At 70.8% G+C, this 21,026-nt stretch carries 13 protein-coding genes and 2 pseudogenes; 12 read left to right on the forward strand and 3 right to left on the reverse strand.

Annotation, left to right across the window (positions count from 1 at the left end):
- Positions 1-143: 143 nt before the first annotated feature.
- The 12 genes and pseudogenes from ADL01_RS25265 to ADL01_RS25320 all read left to right on the forward strand — a co-directional run.
- Complete coding sequence (locus ADL01_RS25265; protein ID WP_053744305.1) at positions 144-1,733, forward strand: acetolactate synthase large subunit; 1,590 nt, start codon at positions 144-146, stop codon at positions 1,731-1,733.
- 11 nt (positions 1,734-1,744) lie between these two features.
- Positions 1,745-3,265 (forward strand): aldehyde dehydrogenase family protein, encoded by a 1,521-nt coding sequence (locus ADL01_RS25270; protein ID WP_053744306.1) that lies wholly within the window; start codon positions 1,745-1,747, stop codon positions 3,263-3,265.
- Positions 3,266-3,316: 51 nt separating this feature from the next.
- A complete protein-coding gene (locus tag ADL01_RS25275; RefSeq protein WP_053744307.1) occupies positions 3,317-4,111 on the forward strand; it encodes an SDR family NAD(P)-dependent oxidoreductase in 795 nt (264 codons plus the stop codon).
- 146 nt (positions 4,112-4,257) lie between these two features.
- Complete coding sequence (locus tag ADL01_RS25280; protein WP_053744308.1) at positions 4,258-5,280, forward strand: WD40/YVTN/BNR-like repeat-containing protein; 1,023 nt, start codon at positions 4,258-4,260, stop codon at positions 5,278-5,280.
- A gap of 2 nt (positions 5,281-5,282) precedes the next feature.
- The gene (locus ADL01_RS25285; RefSeq protein ID WP_199834921.1) at positions 5,283-5,804 is read left to right on the forward strand and encodes a VOC family protein; all 522 of its coding nucleotides are present in this window, start codon (positions 5,283-5,285) and stop codon (positions 5,802-5,804) included.
- A gap of 56 nt (positions 5,805-5,860) precedes the next feature.
- Entirely contained in the window at positions 5,861-6,463 is a 603-nt protein-coding gene (locus ADL01_RS25290) for an amino acid synthesis family protein (protein ID WP_053744309.1), read from the forward strand.
- Position 6,464: 1 nt separating this feature from the next.
- Complete coding sequence (locus tag ADL01_RS25295) at positions 6,465-7,337, forward strand: alpha/beta fold hydrolase (protein WP_053744310.1); 873 nt, start codon at positions 6,465-6,467, stop codon at positions 7,335-7,337.
- Positions 7,334-9,037 (forward strand): bifunctional 3-(3-hydroxy-phenyl)propionate/3-hydroxycinnamic acid hydroxylase, encoded by a 1,704-nt coding sequence (locus ADL01_RS25300; RefSeq protein WP_053744311.1) that lies wholly within the window; start codon positions 7,334-7,336, stop codon positions 9,035-9,037. The genes ADL01_RS25295 and ADL01_RS25300 overlap by 4 nt, the downstream gene beginning before the upstream one ends.
- Positions 9,038-9,278: 241 nt before the next feature.
- Positions 9,279-10,415, forward strand: a complete 1,137-nt coding sequence (locus tag ADL01_RS25305) for a GH12 family glycosyl hydrolase domain-containing protein (protein ID WP_053744312.1) — start codon at positions 9,279-9,281, stop codon at positions 10,413-10,415.
- A gap of 444 nt (positions 10,416-10,859) precedes the next feature.
- Positions 10,860-13,562 (forward strand): RICIN domain-containing protein, encoded by a 2,703-nt coding sequence (locus tag ADL01_RS42540; protein WP_078960747.1) that lies wholly within the window; start codon positions 10,860-10,862, stop codon positions 13,560-13,562.
- Between the two features lie 155 nt (positions 13,563-13,717).
- Positions 13,718-14,146, forward strand: a pseudogene (locus ADL01_RS25315) (DUF418 domain-containing protein); the annotation flags it as partial.
- Positions 14,147-14,231: 85 nt separating this feature from the next.
- Positions 14,232-14,456 (forward strand): annotated as a pseudogene (locus ADL01_RS25320) (response regulator transcription factor); the annotation flags it as partial.
- An 18-nt stretch (positions 14,457-14,474) separates the two neighbouring features.
- Here ADL01_RS25320 and ADL01_RS25325 read toward each other — a convergent pair.
- The 3 genes from ADL01_RS25325 to ADL01_RS25335 all read right to left on the reverse strand — a co-directional run.
- Entirely contained in the window at positions 14,475-14,891 is a 417-nt protein-coding gene (locus ADL01_RS25325; protein WP_199834923.1) for an ATP-binding protein, read from the reverse strand.
- A gap of 286 nt (positions 14,892-15,177) precedes the next feature.
- Positions 15,178-17,643 carry a SpoIIE family protein phosphatase gene (locus ADL01_RS25330; RefSeq protein WP_078960748.1) on the reverse strand — a complete coding sequence of 822 codons (2,466 nt, stop codon included), beginning with the start codon at positions 17,641-17,643 and terminating at the stop codon, positions 15,178-15,180.
- Between the two features lie 76 nt (positions 17,644-17,719).
- On the reverse strand, positions 17,720-21,026 hold a 3,307-nt coding region (locus ADL01_RS25335), incomplete at its 5' end, for a HAMP domain-containing protein (RefSeq protein WP_053744313.1).

Genomic DNA, 21,026 nt, shown 5'->3' on the forward strand with positions numbered 1-21,026 from the left:
CCCTACCGCCTTCCGAGTTCCGCTGACGCGTTCAGCGTATGACACGGGCCCGTGGAGCCCCGGGGGTTGACGCCGGAGCCGCCTCACGCCAATGCTGTGCACTATACGCACGGACGGTGCACATAGCGCACAGAGGAGCTTCCATGACCCATGCCACCACCGTCTGGCGGGCGAACCGCTCCGGCGGTCTGACCGGGGCCGAGGTACTGATCGAGACCGCGCTCGCCGCCGGAGTCGATGTCTGCTTCGCCAATCCGGGGACCACGGAGATGCCCCTCGTCGCCGCGCTGGACTCGGTTCCCGGCACCCGTGCGGTGCTCGGGCTCTTCGAGGGCGTGTGCACCGGCGCGGCCGACGGCTACGCCCGCGTCACCGGCCGCCCGGCGATGACCCTGCTCCATCTGGGCCCGGGTTTCGCCAACGGCATCGCGAACCTGCACAACGCCCGGCGCGCCCACTCCCCCGTCTTCAACGTCATCGGGGACCACGCCAGTTGGCACCTCGCCCATGACGCTCCCCTGACCTCGGACATCGTCTCGCTCGCACGCCCCGTCTCCGGCTGGGTAGGCACCGCCACCTCCGGCGCGGACCTGGCCCAGCTCACCGCTCACGCCATCGGGGCCGCCACTGCCCCGCCCGGCTGCGGGGCCACCCTCATCGCCCCCGCCGACTTCCAGCAGGAGGTGCTCACGGCCCCCGTGGACGTCGAACTGCCCGGCGTCCGGCGACCGCGTGAGGTGACGGCGGAGATCATCGACCCGATCGCCAAGCGACTGCGCGCCGGGGAGCGTGCCGTCCTCCTGCTGGGCGGCGCGGCACTCGGCGAACGCGGCCAGCGGGCCGCGGCCCGGATCGCCGCCGCCACCGGGGCCGTCCTGTACAGCGAGACCTTCCCGGCCGCCGCCGAACGCGGTGGCGGCCTGCCGGACCTCGACCGGCTCCCGTACTTCCCGGAGGTGGCCGTCGAGGCCCTCGCCGGTGCACAACTGGTCGTGCTGGCCGGGGCGTTGGAGCCGGTGTCGTACTTCGGATACGAGGGGATTCCCAGCCTTCTGGCTCCCCCCGGCACCGTGGAGGTCCTGAGCACTCCGGAGGAGGACGGCGCCCTCGCGCTGGAAGTCCTCGCGGACACACTCGGTGCTCCCGAGCCCGCGCGGCGGACCGTGCCGAGTGACGAACCGCTGCCGGACGGCACGCTGACACCGGGCGCCGTCGGCCGGATCGTCGCCGGGCTGCTGCCCGAACACGCCATCGTCTCCGTCGAGGGCGGCACCTGCGGCTACCCCTTCTTCACCGCGTCGTCCCGCGCCGCCCGCCACACCACGCTCACCAACACCGGCGGCGCCATCGGCCAGGGCCTGCCCGCCGCGCTCGGCGCCGCGATCGCCGCTCCCAGCCGCAAGGTCGTCGCCCTCCAGTCCGACGGAAGCGCGCAGTACACGATCCAGTCGCTGTGGACGATGGCCCGGGAACAGCTTCCCGTCATCACCCTCATCGCCTCCAACCGCGCCTACAACGTGCTGCGCACCGAGCTCGGCCGGCACGGACAGAACCGGCCGGGGCCCGTCGCGGCGGCGCTCACCAGCCTGGACGGACCGGCCTTCGACTGGCCGGCGCTGGCCCGTGGCTACGGAGTGCCCGGGACCCGGGTGGAGACGGGCGAGGAACTCCGGCGCGAACTCGGCCGCGCGCTCGCCGCCGACGGTCCTCAGCTCATCGAGATGGCCCTGTGAGAGGAGCCACCATGCACAGTGCGGCAGACCCGGTGACGGACGCGCCGGAAGCGGTGGGCCGCTTCCTGTCCGAACCCCGGACCATGTTCATCGGCGGCGACTGGGTCGAGGCACTCTCCGGCCGCACGTTCGCGAGCGTCGACCCCGCCACCGGCGCCGTTCTCACCACCGTTCCGGACGGCGACGCCGCCGACATCGACCGGGCCGTCGCAGCGGCGCGCCGCGCCTTCGAGGACCCCGGTTGGCGCTGGATGAGCCCCATGGACCGGGGCGCCCTGCTGAACCGGGTCGCCGACGTCATCGAGGCGCACGCCGAGGAACTCGCCCTGCTGGAGTCACGCGACAACGGCAAGCCGGTCTCGGTGGCGCGGGCCGTGGACGTGGGCACCAGCGTGAAGCTGTTCCGCTACTTCGCGGGCTGGCCGAGCAAGCTGGAGGGCAGCACCATCCCCGTCTCGCCGCGCGGCGGACTGCGGGTGCTGAACTACACCACGCGGCAACCGGTGGGCGTGGCCGGTCTGATCGTGCCGTGGAACTTCCCGGTGTCGATGGCGTGCTGGAAGCTCGCGCCCGCGCTGGCCACCGGATGCGCGGTCGTCCTCAAGCCGGCCGAGGAGACCCCGCTGTCCACGCTGCGGCTCGCCGAGCTGCTCCAGGAGGCGGGCGTGCCGGACGGCGTCGTCAACGTCGTCACCGGGCGCGGTGCCTCGGCGGGCGCCGCCCTCGCCGCGCACGACGGAGTCGACAAGATCGCCTTCACCGGATCGACCGAGACGGGCCGCGCCATCGTCCGGGCCGCCGCCGGGAACCTGAAGAAGGTCTCCCTCGAACTCGGCGGCAAGTCCCCCAACATCGTGCTTCCGGACGCCGATCCGCAGGCCGTCGCCGAGGCCGCCGCCCAGGCCGTCTTCTTCAACCAGGGCCAGGTCTGCACCGCCGGCTCCCGGCTCTACGTGCACCGCAAGATCTTCGACGAGGTGCTGGACGCGGTGGCGGAGCGCGCCCGCCGGATCGTGGTCGGGCCCGGCAGCGACCCGGCCACCGAGATGGGGCCGCTGGTCTCCGCGCGACACCACGAGAGGGTCTCCGGGTTCATCGCCGCCGGCCGGCAGCAGGGTGCCCGACTCGCGGCCGGCGGTGGCCGGCCCGGCCTCGACGCGGCGTACGACGGCGGCTACTTCGTCGAGCCGACGGTCTTCGTGGCTCCCGACGACAGTCTGAGCATCGTCCGGGAGGAGATCTTCGGTCCCGTGCTGTCGGCGATGCGCTGGGACGACGTGGACGATCTCGTCGCGCGGGCCAACGACTCGCCGTTCGGGCTCTCGGCCGGCATCTGGACCTCGGACCTGGGCCACGCCCACCGCATCGCCGACGCACTGCAGGCCGGCACGGTGTGGATCAACTGCTACAACCTCACGGATCCCGCGTCGCCCTTCGGCGGATTCAAGCAGTCCGGCTGGGGCCGGGAGATGGGCCGGACCGTGCTCGACCACTACACCGAGGTCAAGAGCGTCTGGGTCAACCTCGGCTGACCTCCGTGACCCGTTGGATCCCTTGTCCCGATCACCTCTACGGAGACCCGCATGGACCTGGAACTGGGCGGCAGGACCGCCATCGTCACCGGCGGCAGCATGGGCATCGGCCGGGCCACCGCCCGTGAACTCGCCGCCGAGGGCGCGACCGTCGTCATCACCGCCCGTCGGCTGCCGTTGCTGGAACGCGCCGCGAAGGAACTCGAGGCCGAGACCGGTGGCCGGGTCGTCCCCTACGTCTCGGACACCGACGACACCGAGTCCGTACGGGCCATGGTGCGGCGCGTGGCCGACGACCTGGGGCGGATCGACATCCTCGTCAACGGCGCGGCGGCCCCCTCCGGGCTGGTGCGCAACTCGGTCGAGGAAGCCGACCCCGAACTGCTGCTGGCCGACATCAACACCAAGGTCGTCGGCTACTTCCGCTGCGCGCAGGCCGTCACCCCGCACATGAGGGCGGGGGGCTACGGCCGCATCGTCAACATCGGTGGACTGACCGGGCGTTCCAGTCACGCGCTGTCCGGCCTGCGCAACCTGGCGATCGTCCATCTGACGAAGTCCCTCTCCGACCAGCTCGGCCCGTCCGGCATCACCGTCAACACGCTGCACCCCGGTGTGGTGGAGACCGAACACATCCATGAGCTGTACGAGAAGGAGGCCGTCAAGCGTGGCGTCACCGCGGCGGAGGTCGAGGCGGACTTCGTCGCCCGTACGCCGGTCCGCCGGATCCTGGAACCGGTCGAGATAGCCCAGACGGTGTGCTTCCTCGCATCCCCGAGGGCCGCCGCGATCACCGGCGAGTCGCTGGGCGTCGACGGCGGTCTCACACGCGGCATCTTCCTCTAGGGCGTGTTTCGAAAGTCCCGTCTGCCCTTCGGGCAGACGACGCTACGCCCTAGGCCCTGGCGCCACCTCCCCGCGTAGCCCCTCCCCCACCCTTCCCCCCGCTTCTCCCCCCTCTCTCTCGCATGCTCCGAAGGGAAATCCACGACATGGAAGGCACCATCCTGGTCGCCACCGCCGGCCAGGGCGTCCTGCGCTCCCGCGACGACGGCGCCACCTGGTCCCGGCTCGGACTCGGTCAGGCCCTGGAATTCGACGCCGTCGTCCGCTGTCTGGCCGTCCACCCCGAACAGCCCGAGGTCGTCTTCGCCGGCGCCGACGCGGGACTCGTCCGCAGCGATGACGCCGGCGTCACGTGGCACCGCGTCGACTCGCCCATGAACGACCGGACCATCTGGTCGCTGGCCATCGACCCCACCCACCCGGACACGATGCTCGCCGGCACCGGCGCCCCCGCCAGGGCAGCCGTGTACCGCACCACCGACGGCGGCGCGACCTGGGAGCAACTGCCCCCGCAGATACCGGAGTTCTGCGCGGGCGTCAACCGGCCCAGGATCCTGACGTGCACCGTCGACCGCTACGACCCCAAGAACATGTGGTTCGGCATCGAGGAGGGCGGCCTGTGGCGCAGCGGTGACCGGGGCGACACCTGGGAGCGGATCGACGGCACACCCGCCGCCCTGCCGCAGGGCGTCACCAACTCCGACATCCATTGCGTGCTCGTCCTCGAGGGGCCGCCGAAGACGATCGTCGTCGCCGTCGTCAACGCGCTCTTCGTCAGCCAGGACGACGGGGTGACCTGGACTCGTACCGACTCCCGCAGGACGTTCGGCATCTACTACACCCGGCTGGTCAGGCAGCTCCCCGGCACCAACGACCTGCTGCTCGGCATCGGCGACGGCACGCCCGGCACCACGACCAGGATCCTGCGCTCCGAAGACCTGGGACGCACCTGGCAGGACACCGTCCTGGACACGCCGGCCAACTCGACCGTCTGGGCCTTCGGGACCCACGGCGCCGACCCGGAACTGGTCTTCGCGGGAACGAAGTACGGCCATCTCCTGCGCTCCACCGACGCCGGCCGCACCTGGCGCAAGGAGTGGCGCGAGTTCAGCGAGATCACCGACGTGACCTGGACCCCCGCAGTAGCCGCCACCACGGAAGGACACTGACGATGGAGCACGACGAGCGCGAGCTCGGCCCCGACGAGGAGCCCACGCCGATCCCCGCCGGTCCCACTGTGCGGCCACGAGTGCGCCGTACGCATCTGTCGCTGTTCGTCCGCGATCCCGCGGCCTCGGCCGAGTGGTACGAGGACGTGCTCGGCATGGAGGTCACCGCGCGCGGGCCCCAGTGGGTGTTCCTGTCGTTCGGGAGGAAGCACCACGACATCGCCCTGATCCGCGCCGAGGAGGGAGCCGTCGCCGGAGGCATCGGCCTGCAGCACTACGGGCTGGAGGTGGAGGGCGACCTCGACGAGTGGCGACGGCTGTACGGAATGCTCCTGGCCAAGAACGTGCCCGTGGTCAAGACCACGGACCACAAGATCGGCTTCGGCCTGTACTTCACGGACCCCGACGGCAACCGCTTCGAGTTCTTCCACGAGACGGTCACCGACGACGAGGAGGGCAAACGCATCCTCGGCCTGCACAACGCCCCCAGTGAACCAGTGGAGTTCGAACCGCTCCGCGGTTAGCGCTCCCACCTGTGTCCCACCCCGCCTCTCCCCGCGCGCATCCGGAGGAAACAGCCATGCCCCAGCCCAACTTCGCCGGTTACCACATCCGCAAGTGGTTCACCCAGACCGAGGACACCCTCGCCAACGAGACCGGTGCCCTCGCGGACGGCGAGCCCGTACGCAAGATCGTCATCGCGGCGGCGGTGCACAATCCCTACGCCGGCCGGTTCAGCCAGGACCTCGGCGACATCGTCTCCGACTCGCCGAAGCTGGGTGAGGAGTTCGGCCGGCGGATCCAGGAGGCGGCCGGCGGTCTCACGATCCAGAGTTACGGAAAGGCCTGTCTCGTCGGCACGGCCGGCGAGTACGAGCACGGCAACGCCTTCCTCACCGCCGTCTTCGCGGACCCGGTGCGCGCGGCGGTCGGCGGCGGGGCGGCCTGGGTGCCCTCGACGGGCAAGCGAGGCGGGCCCGGTACCGTCCTCGACGTTCCGCTGGCACACAAGGACGCTCTCTACGTCCGCTCGCACTACGACACCATCACGGTGAGCTTCTCCGACGCCCCGAATCCGGACGAGGTGGTGGTGGTGTTCGCGTTCGCCACGCGCGGCCGGCTGCACGCCCGGCTGGGCGGTATCAGCGCCGACGAGGTCCAGGGCCAGGACGGGCTGCGCTGAGATGGGCCAGGACACCACCCCGGTCGGGCGGGACCGCTTCGTCACGCTCAACGGTCTGCGCACGCACTACGTCGAGTGGGGCGACGCGGACCGGCCCGCCCTCGTCATGCTGCACGGACTGCGCAGCTACGCCCGGACGTTCGAGCCGCTGGCCGAGCGGCTCGGCGACCACTACCGCGTCCTGGCCCCGGACGCGCGGGGCCGGGGTGACAGCGACTGGGATCCACGAGGCGAGTACTACACGGAGTCCTACGTCGCCGACCTGGAGCAGTTCGCCGACCGCCTCGGCCTGGAGCGGTTTCTGCTGCTGGGCCACTCCATGGGCGGCACCACCACGTACGTCTACGCCGCCCGCCACCCTGGGCGGGTGGGCGCGGTGGTCGTCGAGGACATCGGGCCCGGCTCCTCGCTGAGCGGCGCGGGAGCGGAGCGCATCAGACGCGAAGTGGCGGACACGCCCGGTGACTTCCCCAGTCGGGAGGTCGCCCGCGCGTACTGGCGCGGCATCCGTCCGAAGATCTCCGAGGACGCCCTGGAATCCAGGCTGCGGCACACCCTCGCTCCGGGCGACGGCGGACGCTGGCGCTGGAAGTTCGACCTGGCGGGCATCGCGGCGGCCCGGCTCGACCCGGATCCGGCCCGCCAGGTGGATCTGTGGCCCTGCGTCGAGGCCCTTCGCTGTCCGGCCCTGGTCGTCCGGGGCGGGAGGTCGGACTTCCTCCCCGCCGCCACCGCCGCCGAGATGGCCCGGCGCAACCCGCTGATCCGCACGGTGGACATCCCCGGGGCGGGCCACTACGTGCACGACGACGCCCCGGATCTCTTCCACCACCACCTCACCGGTTTCCTCAGGAGCGCGGAGGTCGTCCGATGACCGAACCGGTCGAACATCGCGCCCAGGTCGCCGTGGTCGGCGCCGGACCCGTCGGCGTGACCATCGCGAACTACCTCGGCCGCTACGGGGTGCGCACCGTACTGATCGACCGCAGCGAGGAGATCGTCGACTACCCGCGCGCGGTCGGCATGGACGACGAGTGTCTGCGCAGCTTCCAGGGCATCGGCCTCGCGGACGAGATGCTGGCCGACATGATCCAGAACGTTCCGCTGAAGATGTTCGCCGCGGACGGCCGCTGCCTCGCCGACATCCGGCCGGACAGCAAGGAGTACGGCTGGCCCCGGCGGAACATCTTCATGCAGCAGATCGCCGAGCGCACCCTGCGCGCCGGCCTCGGGCGCTATCCCCATGTCCGCAACCTGCTGGGTCACGAACTCGTCCGTCTGGAGCAGGACGGCACCGAGGTACGGCTGCACCTCGACGGCGCCCAGGGTCAACGCGCGCTCGTGCGCGCCGAGTACGTGGTCGGCGCCGACGGTGGCCGCAGCACCGTGCGCGAGCAGCTCGGCATCCCCCTGAGCGGGGACACCCACCCGCGCAAGTGGGTGGTCATCGAGTGCGACAACGATCCGCTCGACGCCCCGTACACAGGGTTGCACGGCGATCCGACGCGCCCGTACGTCTGTCTGGACCTGCCGTACAACTACCGCCGCTGGGAGTTCATGCTCTTCCCCGGCGAGGACGCCGACGCCATGCTGCGGCCCGAGAAGGTGTGCGAACTCCTCACCGGGCACGTGCCCGATCCGACGGCGCTCAACATCATCCGAGCCCGTGTGTACACGCATCACTCGCGGGTGGCCGACCGCTTCGTGGACGGCCGGATCTGTCTCGCGGGCGACGCCGCCCACCTCATGCCGCCCTGGGCGGGCCAGGGCATGAACACCGGCGTACGGGACGCGACGAACGTCGCCTGGAAGCTGGCGGCCGTCGTCACCGGTCGCGCCCATCCGAGGATTCTCGCCACCTACGACACCGAACGGCGCGAGCACGCCCGGGCGATGGTGAACCTGTCGGACACCATCGGCCGGCTGCTCTCCCCGACGCGTCCCGCGGTGGCGCGGGCGCGCGACAGTCTGGTGCGCGGCCTCACGGTGGCGCCGCCGGTCCGCGACTGGCTGGTGCACATGCGGTTCAAGCCCGTCCCCCGGTACGCCGAGGGAATCATGGTGCACGGTCGGCGGGCGGCGCGCAGGACCTCACCGGTGGGCCGGATGTTCATCCAGCCGAGGGTCGAGACCACGCCCGACGGGCGGGTGGTGCCGCTCGACGAGACGCTCGGCGACTGGTTCGCCCTCATCGGTTACGGCCATGATCCGCTCGTCCATCTGGATCCCGCCAGCCGCGCCTTCTGGGACCGCGTCGGCACGCGCTACCTCACCGTCGTCGAATCCCGCTCCGGTCGCTCCCGTACCGAGCGGCGCACGTCGACGACCGGCTCGGTGACGGTGGAGGACGTCGACGGCACCCTGCGGGACTGGTTCGCCAAGCACGGCCGGCACGGGGGCGGCATCGCCGTCGTCCGCCCCGACCGGTATCTCGCGGCCCTGGCGGAGCCGCGCGATCTGGCGACGGTGACCGACGCCTTCGAGCGACTGCTGGCGCCGTCGCGGTCCACGGACTCCGAAAATTCAAAAGACGCCTGGTGCTCTGTCCCCCTCGTGGAGGGAGAGACCTCGTGAGCGCGGGAGGAGGCATGCGTGCGGGAGGAGGCGTGCGTGCGGGAGGAGGGGCCGGAGCTCCTCCCGCCGGTGCGGGGATCCCGCCGGGGTTCGTTTCTTGCAGCCGTCCCGACGGGTTGTCAGGGGCATGCCTGCGCTCTACAGTCCGAAACAGAACGGAAATGGGAGCGCTCCCAAGCGGGGAAGCGGGAGCGCCTGCAACACCTCCGACTCCCGGCCGTACCTCCGAAAGAGGTCCCCCTTGCGACCGTCACCGCACCTTCGGCGCACCGTACGTGGCGTGTTGGGCGTTCTCGTCACCACGCTCGCCACCATCGCGGCACTCTTCGCCGCCACACCGCCCAGTCAGGCCGACACGAATGTCTGCGAACAGTTCGGCTCGGCCGTCATCCAGGGGCGCTACGTCGTCCAGAACAACCGCTGGGGCACCACCGCGCCCCAGTGCGTCACGGCCACCGACACCGGCTTCCGGGTCACCCGGGCCGACGGCTCCGTCCCGACCAACGGCGGGCCGAAGTCGTACCCCTCCGTCTTCAACGGCTGTCACTACACCAACTGCTCGCCCGGGACCAGCCTTCCCGCGCAGCTCTCGGGCATCTCCAGCGCGCCGAGCAGCATCTCCTACGGCTTCGTCGGCGACGCCGTGTACAACGCCTCGTACGACATCTGGCTGGACCCGACGCCGCGTACCGACGGCGTGAACCGGACCGAGATCATGATCTGGCTCAACAAGGTGGGCCCGATCCAGCCCATCGGTTCCCAGGTCGGCACGGCGAACGTGGGCGGACGCAACTGGCAGGTGTGGGCGGGCGGCAACGGCACCAACGACGTGCTGTCCTTCGTCGCCCCGTCGGCGATGAGCGGCTGGAGCTTCGACGTCATGGACTTCGCCCGGCAGGCCGTGGCCCGTGGCATGGCGCAGAACAACTGGTATCTGACCAGCGTTCAGGCCGGTTTCGAGCCCTGGCAGAACGGCACGGGACTGTCCGTGAACTCGTTCTCGTCGACCGTCAACAAAAGTGGCGGTGGCGGTCCCGGTCCCGGTGGCCCGGGCGGCGGCACGGCCTGCGCGGTGTCGTACGCCACCAACGTGTGGCCCGGCGGCTTCACGGCGAACGTCACCGTCACCAACACCGGTTCGACACCCGTCGACGGCTGGCGCCTCGCCTTCACGCTGCCCTCCGGGCAACAACTCACCAGCGCCTGGAGCGCTTCCGTCTCCCCGTCCTCCGGATCCGTCACGGCGACCGGCCTGCCGCACAACGCGAGCATCGCCCCCGGCGGCAGCCAGACGTTCGGCTTCCAGGGCACCTACAACGGTGCCTTCAGCGCACCCGGCGGGTTCACTCTGAACGGCACCGCCTGCGCCATGGCGTGAAGCGAACCCCGCGCCGCCCGGCCGTGTGATCCGTACTGCGGGCGCTCGGCCATGGCGGTGCGGGGTTTCCGCTGAGGGAGGCGCGGGCTGTACTCGTATCGCCTGTTCCTGGCCCCCGGGTGGAGGATGCCCCACCCGTCCGCACCCCGCATCTCGACCTGGGCACCCACCCACCGCTGTACCGCACACCCTTCGACATGCAGCCGCAGGCACCACCGTCTGTGCTCGGAGAACAACGAAGCCTCCCGCGCCGGAGGCTGCCCCGGCAGAACCGGATCGTGGTGGCGAGCCGGAACTCGTTCACCGACCGGTAGCCGTGCGACGTCCCGCACTGCGACAACACCTCATCCACCTCGGGCGCGCACCTCGGCCGGGTCGCACCGCGCACAGCACGAAGCAGGCAGTGCGGTCTCCCCCCACCCCGTCAACGAAGGAGTTCGCGTCATGCGACAACACATTCGGCTGTGGCGCCGTCGACGCTTCACGCCGGTGACAGCGGCCGCCGCGGTGCTGCTCACCGCTGTAGTGGGCATGCACCCGGCCACGGCGGCAGGTCCGCGACCCACGGCGTCCACGGCGGCCGTCCCCGCCGCGTCGGCGGCGGACGTCAACGGCTTCACCGCGGGCAACGCCGCGATCTCGTCGGTCGACCTGGCCGGCACATGGGGGTTCACCCCGGCGGGCCGGTCGGCGACGTCGATCACCGTGCCGGGCGGCGGCTGGTACAAGCAGGGCTTCACCGATGTGAACGAGGCGGTGTACTCCCGCACCATCACCGTGCCCAACTCCGGGCAACCGCAGTCGACGTGGATCGAGTTCGGCGCGGTGAACCACCAGGCGACCCTGTCGGTCGACGGGCAGACGGTGGCGACCAGGACCACCGCCTTCACACCGTCGAACTTCGACATCAGCGCGTACGCGGCACCGGGTACCACGCACACCATCACGGTCGATGTGAAGGGCAGGGGCGCCCTGAAGAACCCCGCGAACGGCAGGTATCTGGTGCCCGACGCGGCCGACTGGGCCGAGGCCGTACCGCAGGGCATCTTCCGTTCGGCGTTCCTGCGCGTGTATCCGGCGGTGTACGCCAGCGACACGTTCGTCCGTACGTCCGTGGCCAATCAGACCCTCACCTACGACGCGTCGGTGACCAACACCTCCGGCGCCGCGCGGACAGTGACGCTGACCGGTTCGCTCGCCTCCGACAACGCCACGTCGTTCAACTACCCGGCGCTGCCGAGCAGCACGGTGACCGTGGCCGCCCACTCGACCGTCAAGGTGACGGTCGGGCCGGTGGCGTGGAACCTGGGCTCCTCCTCGTACTGGTGGCCCAACGTCCCCTACCGGCAGGGGTATCGCGCCCAACTGCACCGCCTGACGGTCCACGCGGCGACCGACGACGGCCGCACCAGCGACGCGACCTACCGCTTCGGATTCCGGGAGAGCAGCCAGAACGGCGAGTACTACTACCTCAACGGCGTGCGGGTGAACTTCCGCGGCGACAACCTCCAGGGCGCGGACTTCGACCGCATCAACAACGGCGGCAAGGGCGACGCCTACGACACCCTGCCCGGCTTCCTCGCGCCCTCCTCGGGCAACGGCGGCTGGCCGCAGGCGGTCGACAACTACCAGCGGCTCAACTACAACGTGGTCCGCATTCATCAGGAGCCGGCCAGCCCCTACATGCTCGACGTGGCCGACGAGATGGGCCTGATGATCATCGACGAGACCGGCATCCGCGGCTCCAACAGCCTTCAGGACTTCGTCGCCGGGCACGACAACATGGTCGACCACGCCCGCGCGCTGACCCTGCGCGACCGCAACCACCCGGCGATCATCCGCTGGAGCCAGAGCAACGAGCCCGGCAGCAGCGGTATGGACTCGGAGCAGTTCGAGAAGGACCTGTACGCGGCGATGAACGGCAACGACGGCACCCGACCGGTCAGCGTCGACGCGTGGGTCGGCGCCCCGGCCAACCCCTACCCCACCATGACGTACGCCAACTTCGATGTCTTCGGGCACTACTTGGACGGTTTCGGCGCCTACGGCGAGAAGGTCGTGTCGGTGCCCGGCCGGCCCGACGGCGAGGGCGAGTACATCTGGCCGAAGTGCAACACCAAGCAGGGCTTCGAGTGGTTCGCCACCACGATGGTGGCCAAGCGCGGCAAGGACGCCAGCGACTTGCGCCCCTACACCCTGCTGTCCGCCTGGGCGGGCGTCATACCCGGCGTCCGCACCACCGACTTCACCCCCGAAGAGGGCGGCCATCCCGTCTACGGCGCCGACAACCTCTCCGACCCGTGGAGCAATCCGCAGTTCCAGCGGGTGCAGGCCGCCTTCAACCCGGTCGCCGCGATCGACCTGCCCTACTGGTCGGCCTCCGGTGTGTCGGACTCCAACGGCACCTTCCCCCTGCCGCAGGCGGTCCCCGGCTACGCCGCCAACAGCACCGTGAACCGTACGATCTCGGTGTTCAACGACGACTTCACCGGCACCGCCGTGGGCTTCGCCTGGAGCGCCCGCCTCGACAGCGCCACCGGCCCGGTGATCGCCTCCGGGAACACCACCCTCACCGTCCCGCTCGGCTCGAAGGCGACGCAGACCGTGTCGTTCACCGCGCCGCCCAGCGGCTCACGGGTCTACCTCGTCCTGTCCACCAGCAAAGCCGGGACGACCGTGTTCAGCGACGCGGTCGAGTACTTCACGTTGAGCGGCGGCGGGAGCACCGGTCCCGCACCAGGCACCTACCGCATCGTCAACCGCAACAGCGGCAAACCGCTCGCCATCACCGGCAACTCCACGGCCGACGGCGCCCTGGCCGTCCAGCAGACCGGGAACGCGACCTGGACCCTCGGCTCCGCCCAGGACGGCGCCTACACCCTGCGCTACACCGCGAGCGGCAAAATGCTCGACGTCAACGGCTCCTCCACCACGGCCGGACTGCAGTTGCAGCAGTGGTCCGCCAACGGCGGCACGAACCAGCAGTGGTACCTCCGGCCCACCGGTGACGGGTACTACACCATCGTCAGCCGCGCCAGCAGCCTGGCCGCCGATGTGTACGGCCAGTCGACCAGCGACGGCGCCAAAATCGTGCAGTGGACGGCCAACAGCGGCACCAACCAGCAATGGCAGCTGACACCGTCCTGAGCCGGCGGCCCGCCTGTCGGATGTGCCGCCACCTCCCGTGGCGGCACATCCGGGCGGGCGGACATCCCGGGGGGGGCACACACATGGGACGCCACTGCGTCGTCCGTCACCGCGCTCCGGCACAGATGACGGCAGGCGCCCGGGGTCCTTCACCGGGGGCGGCAGGGGGATCCTTCGACTCGCCCGTCGGCGACGCGCTGGGCGAGTCCGACGCATGGGGGCTGCTGGGGGCCGAGCCGCACACCGGTTCCACGTTCGACCTGATCGGCAGCCTGGGGATCGCGATCACCGTGATCCTGTGCGCGACGGTGGCGCCGGCCCGTCTGCCGTGGCTACGCCGACTGGCGGCGCCGGTCATCGCCGTGGGCACCATGTCCCTGACCCTGTACGTGGGCCACATCCTGGTCATCCTGGCCCTGCCCGGCGAGGCGGCCACCCCGCCGGACTCCAACTCCGCCTGGCTGCCGGCCTGCTCCATCGCCGGGGCCACGCTGTTCGCGGCGATCTGGTCCCGCTTCTTCCGCCGCGGACCACTGGAGTACCTGCTCAACGCCACCACCAGACTGGCGAGTTCCGTCCGCTGAGAGCGGGGCGGGCACGCCGGGGGGACTGGCCCGAGGCCGCGCCCCGCCGCTGCGCGCAGTGAGGCGGCGGGGAGCGGCCAACCAGCCCGAAGCGACCGCTGCAAAGGCCCGGTTGGAGCGGCTCACCCCTCGCGAACGCGATGTGCTCGCCCTTCTCGCGCAGGGCGACACCAACGCCGATATCGCAGCCCGGCTCGTCATGCACGAGAGCACCGTCAAGACCCACGTCAGCCGCATTCTGACCGCTCTGGAGGTCACCAACCGCGTCCAGGCGGCCCTGCTTGCCCGTGACGCGGGGCTCTCGGCCTGACGGGTGGAGGCCCAGCGCTCACGTTCCACCCGGCGGGGCGGCGCGGGCGGGGCGGAAGCACGCCACCACTGTCTTGCCGTGTCGCTGGCACTTCATCTGCATCTCGTCCGCGAGCATCCGCACGATCCCCACTCCACGACCGGACGTCTCGCCCATGTGCGGGTCACGCTGGCGGGGCAGGGTCGGGTCCTCGTCGTGGACGCTCACATGGAGGCAGTCGCCGTCCCAGGTGAGGATCAGACGCGCGTCGCTGTGCGCGTGGACATGTGCGTTGGTGAGCAGTTCGGACACTGTCAGGACGACGGCGTCCACCGTCTCGGGCTCGGCGGCGGTCCAGGGCAGGGACTCCAACTGCCTTCGTGTCCATGACCGTCCGGCGCGCACGCCTCCTGAAACGGGAAACGAATGCGCCCAGCCCATCGCCTTGATCGCCACCGGCTTATCCTTCTTCCCGTCCGAAACGAACCGACTCGTACATATCGTGTGCCCGCCGTCGTCGATCGCAGACACAGCGGAGACCGGTCCCTGCCGTACGAGCCGGCCGCTAGGTCGTGTCCGCAAGGTCGCGTCGTCCGCCCGGAGGGCGGGCCCCGCGGCGTCTGGTGCGTGCTCTCGGGGTACCGCGCGGAAGCCCTCGTACGGGATGTCCGTGGGTTTTCGCCCGGTGCGGCGAGAGGGCGTGCCAGGCGTCGCGAGGCAGGCGGGACTTTGCGGCCACGGCCTACGTCACCCGGACGCCCACGATGCAGGTGTCGTCGTCCGTGTCGGACTTGCTGTAGGTGAGCAGGCGGTCCAGCTGCTGGTCGAGCGTGGGCGATACCGTGCGCGCGGCCAGCAGCAGTTGGGCCAGCGACTCCTCCACGGACCGGTCACGGCGTTCGATCAGGCCGTCCGTGTACATCAACAGGGTGTCGTCGACGGCCAGTTGGACCTCCTGTTCCTCGTACGTCGCCTCGGGCAGGGCACCGAGCAGCAGGCCCTTGATCAGGGGCAGCGGCGTCGCTTCGGCGCCGCGCACCAGGACGGGCGGCAGATGGCCTGCCCTGGCCCAGCGCAGGGTGTGGCGGTCGGGGTCGTACAGGCCGCAGACGGCCGTGGCGGTGACGGCCCCGGTCAGATGGTGGGCCACCATGTTGAGCCAGGACAGCAACTGGCCGGGCCCGGCGCCGGTCACGGCGAGTCCGCGCAGGGCGTTGCGCAGGACGACCATGCTGGTGGCGGCCTCGATGCCGTGTCCGGCGACGTCGCCCACGCACAGCAGCACCAGGCCGGACGGCAGTACGACCGCGTCGTACCAGTCGCCGCCGACCAGGTGCTGGGTCTCGGCGGGCCGGTATCGAACGGCCACGCGCAGTCCCGGAGCCTCCAGCGGGGCCTGCGCCGGGGGCATGATCGCGTGCTGGAGCTGGAGGGTGAGCCGGTTGCGTTCACTCGCCCGCTGCTCGGAGTGGGCGAGCTGGTCGCGGGTGGCGGCGAGGGCGACCTCCGTCCAGTGGTGGGCGGAGATGTCCTGGTAGGCGCCCCGGACGACGAACAGCCGGCCGTCGGAGTCGAGGACCGGCTCGGCCACCACGCGGAGGTGCCGGGTCACACCGTCGGGCCGCTGGAGCCGGAAGGCCGCGGACGCGGGCCGGCGGTGGTGCAGCAGGGTGCGCAGGAACCTGCCGATGGCGACGGCGTCATCGCGGTGGGCGTGGGCGGGCAGCTCCTCCAGCGGTACCGGGCCGCTGGAGGATGGCTTGCCGTAGAGGCTGTAGAGCTGGCCGTTCCAGGTGATCTCGCCGGTGAGGAGGTTCTCCTCGAAACCGCCGATACGGCCGAGGCGTTGGGCGTGCTGGAGCAGGTTCGCCAGCCGCGCGGTCTCGTCCTCCATACGCCAGACGAGAAGGACGCTGCCACGGTGCCGGCTGACGCTGATGTCGGCGACCGCGGCCAGCGGGACGTCGTCCACCAGGGCCGTGAGCCGCATACGGCGGGCGCGGAACGGCTCGCCCGTGGCATAGACACGTTCGATCTGCTCGAACAGCTCACTCTCGCCGGCGGCCATCGGATACGTCTCCAGGAACAGCGCTCCGTTGACGGCGCCCCGTGGCCGGCCGGCCGGGTCGAGGAAGGGGGTGTTGACGTGGTGGATGCGGAAGTCGACGAGTTCCCCGACGGCGTCCAGGTGCGGAACGAGCACCAGCGCGGGGTCGTGGAGGCCGTCGGCCAGGTCCATCAGTTCGGTGAGGTCCGGCAGTGTCCCCGGCTGGCTGTCACCGTCGGGACGAGGTGGGGCGTACGTCTCCAGGGTGTGGGCGCACAGCTCGGCCAGGGCCTCGATCTGACGGACGATCTGCGGGGGCTGGGGTCCCAGCGGCGTGGGCCAGACGATTTCCAGCACGCCGTGGATCCGGCCGCCGGCGCCCGCGGGTACGGCGACCCGGCCGCCGTCGGGGTGGTGGCTCCGGCCGATGGAGGGCAGGCCGGTCTCCGACAGGCAGCCGATCCACTGGCCGGTTCGCTCGCCGAGCCCACGCCGCGCCACCGTCACCACGCCCGGCGGCACATAGCGCCAGCGCGCTGCCTCCGCGGCAGGGAATCCGGCACTGCCCGCCAGGGCGAGCGAGCCGTCGGCGCCCAGCGCCCAGATGGCCACGGCTTCCGCGCCGAGCGGCGTCAGCGCGTGTTCCAGCAGGGAGTCGGCCACGGCCTGGGTGTCGTGTGCGGCCAGCGCGCCGCTCTCGGCGGTCCGCAGCCGTACGGCGAAGGAGCCCTTTCCTGGCGGGTCGGTGGCGTCGCTGTGGTCCGTGGTCTCGAGGAGGGCGGTCGTCACGTCGGAGAGCCGGTCGCGCGCGGCCTGGTTGATGACCTCGACGGCGAACTCGAGGGCTGTCACACCCGCTTGTCCGGTCAGCTCGGCGAGCTGCCGGGCCGCCTGTGAGGGCCCGCATCCGAGCCGCTCGACGAGGATGCCCTTGGCCAGCTCGATCAGGGCACGTCCGTCCGCCTCCGCCTGGGCCTTCTGCACCTCGCGGCGCAGTCGCTCCACGGTCGCCGCGAGTCTGCCGACGGGGGACGGCGGCTCCTGCCCCTCGCTGTCCGGCTCGTCCGGCTCTTTCGTACGGGTGACGGCCTGAGCGTCCTCTCCGGCGACGGGCGCCGGGTCCGGCGCGGGCGGCCGGTCCGGCGCGTGGGGATTGCTCACGGTTGATCTGTTCCTCGGCTCGGGCGTCCGGGGACGCCACGCGGTCGGCGGGTGCGTACGGCGGCGGGAGTGACCGTCATACGGACAGCCAGTGCCGGACGCGGCCGATGAGGTCGTCGGTGTCGACCGGCTTGGTGACGTAGTCGTTCGCGCCCGACGCGAGGCTTTTCTCCTGGTCGCCGGGCATGGCCTTCGCGGTGACGGCGATGATGGGCAGATGGGCGTACCGGGGCATCGCACGGATCTCCGCGGTGGCGGTGTAGCCGTCCATCTCCGGCATCATCACGTCCATAAGGACCACCGAGATGTCGGGATGGGCGAGCAGCATCTCGATGCCCTTGCGGCCGTTGTCGGCGTGCAGGACATGGAAGCCGTGGAGTTCCAGCATCCCGCTCAGCGCGAAGAGGTTGCGCGCGTCGTCGTCGACCACGAGCACCGTACAGCCGAGGAACGCGCCGTCGACGACGGCGGCCGGACGCTGGGACTCCTCGGCGCGGACCAGTGACAGCACGTCGCCCGGCTCCTCGGCGGACAGGTGCAGGGTGATGCGTTCGCGCAGTTCGTCCAGGCTGGAGAGAAAGGCGAGCGGGCGGCCGTCCGCACGGGTGCGCAACGTCTGCTCCTGCGCCAGGTCCACGCGGTGACCGGTGTGCACCAGTACGGGTACTCCGGCCAGCGCCGAGTCACCCTCCATGGCCTCCAGCAGACGTGTGCCCTCGTCGTCGGGCATCCCTAGTTCCAGGACGACGCAGTGGCAGGGCGCCGCGGCCAGGGTGCTCGCCGCCTCCTGCGCGCCGATCGCCGTGATGATGTCGATCGCCCCGAGCTGGTCGCCGCCGGGATCGAGGTCGGCGACCGCGCGTTCGGCGACCAGGGTCAGCAGTCCGCGCGGGCGGTCCTCGACGACCAGCAGGCGGCGTCGGCGCGGCTCGGGTGCCGGGGTGGAAGCGGCGTCCGGCCGCGAGGCCGGCGTCAGCTCCCGGCCGGCGGGGTGCGGATGCTCCGTCGGCGGGCCACCGCCGTCGAGCAGTTCCTCGAAGTCGGCGCGGGCCACCGGGAGGTAGAGGGTGAAGGTGCTGCCCTGACCGGGTGTGCTGTCCACCGTGACGGCGCCGCCCAGCAGATGGGCGATCTCCCGGGTGATCGACAGGCCGAGGCCGGTGCCGCCGTACTTGCGGCTGGTGGTGCCGTCCGCCTGCTGGAAGGCTCCGAAGATCGTCTCCAGCTGCTGCTGGGGGATGCCGATGCCGGTGTCCTTCACTCGGAACGCCACGACGGGACCGCCACGGATGACGCCCATCGGCACCTCCCGGTCCCCGGCGGGCTCGATGCGCAGCGCGACGCCGCCGTGTTCGGTGAACTTCACCGCGTTCGACAGGAGGTTGCGCAGGATCTGGCGCAGCCGGGAGTCGTCGGTGAGCAGGTCGGCGGGGGTGCCCGGGGCGGTGGCCACCGTGAAGTCCAGGCTCTTCTGCGTCGTCATCGGCCGGAACGTCGCCTCGACGTACTCCAGCAGTTTGCGCAGGGGGACCCGCTCGGGAGTGACGTCCATCTTGCCCGCCTCGACCTTCGACAGGTCGAGGATGTCGTTGATCAGCTGCAGCAGGTCCGAGCCCGCCGAGTGGATGATGCCCGCGTACTCGACCTGCTTGGGCGTGAGGTTGCGGGAGGGATTCTGGGCGAGCAACTGGGCGAGGATCAGCAGGCTGTTGAGCGGGGTGCGCAGTTCGTGGCTCATGTTCGCCAGGAACTCCGACTTGTACTTCGACGCCAGGGCCAGCTGCTGGGCGCGTGTCTCCAGCTCCTGCCGTGCCTGCTCGATCTCCAGGTTCTTGGCCTCGATGTCCCTGTTCTGCGAGGCCAGCAGGGAGGCCTTCTCCTCCAGTTCGGCGTTGGAGCGCTGGAGTTCGTCCTGCTGGACCTGCAACTCCTCGGAGCGTGCCTGGAGTTCGGCGGTCAGCCGCTGGGACTCCCCGAGCAGTTCGTCGGTGCGGGCGTTGGCCACGATGGTGTTGAGGTTGACGCCGATGGTCGGCATCAGCTGGGTGAGGAAGTCCTGGTGGATCTGGGTGAAGGCGGTGACCGAGCCCAGCTCGATGACACCGAGGACCTGGTCCTCGACCACGATGGGCAGCACCACCAGGGCGCTGGGCACGGCCTGTCCGAGCCCGGAGGAGATGGTCACATAGCCCGGCGGCAGCTCCTCCACGATGATGGCGCGGCGGTTGCGCGCCGCCTGCCCGACCAGTGAGCGTCCGACGGGGATGCGCTCGGGCCGGTCGGTGTCGTGGGGATAGCCGTACGAGCCCACGAGCCGCAGCTCGGGACCGCGCTCGGTGTCCTCGGCGAGGTAGAAGGCGCCGTACTGCGCGGAGGCCAGCGGCGCGAGCTCGTCCATGATGAGCTCGGCGACGACGGGCAGCTCGCGGTGGCCCTGCATCAGGCCGGAGATCCGGGCGAGATTGGTCTTCAGCCAGTCCTGCTCCTGGTTGGCCCGGGTGGTCTCCCGCAGGGACTCCACCATGGAGTTGATGTTGTCCTTGAGGTCGGCGACCTCGCCGGAGGCCTCGACGGTGATCGAGCGGGTCAGGTCGCCCTCGGCAACGGCGCTGGTCACCTCGGCGATCGCGCGGACCTGGCGGGTGAGGTTCCCGGCGAGTTCGTTGACGTTCTCCGTGAGCCGCTTCCAGGTGCCCTCGACGCCCTCCACCTCGGCCTGTCCGCCGAGGCGTCCCTCGCTGCCGACCTCGCGGGCGACGCGGGTGACTTCGGCGGCGAACGACGACAGCTGGTCGACCATCGTGTTGATGGTGGTCTTCAGCTCGAGGATCTCGCCGCGGGCGTCGACGTCGATCTTCTTCGACAGGTCGCCGCCCGCCACCGCCGTCGTCACCAGGGCGATGTTGCGGACCTGGCCGGTGAGGTTGTTGGCCATCGAGTTGACGTTGTCGGTCAGGTCCTTCCAGGTCCCCGCGACGTTCGGCACATGGGCCTGGCCCCCGAGGCGCCCCTCGGTGCCGACCTCGCGGGCGACGCGGGTGACCTCGTCGGCGAAGGCGGAGAGCGTGTCGACCATCGTGTTGATGACGTCCGCCAGGGCGGCGACCTCGCCCTTGGCCTCGACGGTGATCTTCTGGGACAGGTCGCCGCGCGCGACGGCCGTGGCGACCTGGGCGATCGAACGGACCTGGCCGGTCAGGTTCGACGCCATCACGTTGACGTTGTCCGTCAGGTCCTTCCAGGTGCCCGACGCGCCCCGGACGATGGCCTGTCCGCCCAGATTGCCCTCGGTGCCGACCTCGCGGGCGACCCGGGTGACCTCGTCGGCGAAGCCGGACAACTGATCCACCATCGTGTTGATGGTGTTCTTCAGCTCCAGAATC

The organism is Streptomyces sp. NRRL WC-3618 (assembly GCF_001280005.1).
Lineage (GTDB): Bacteria > Actinomycetota > Actinomycetes > Streptomycetales > Streptomycetaceae > Streptomyces.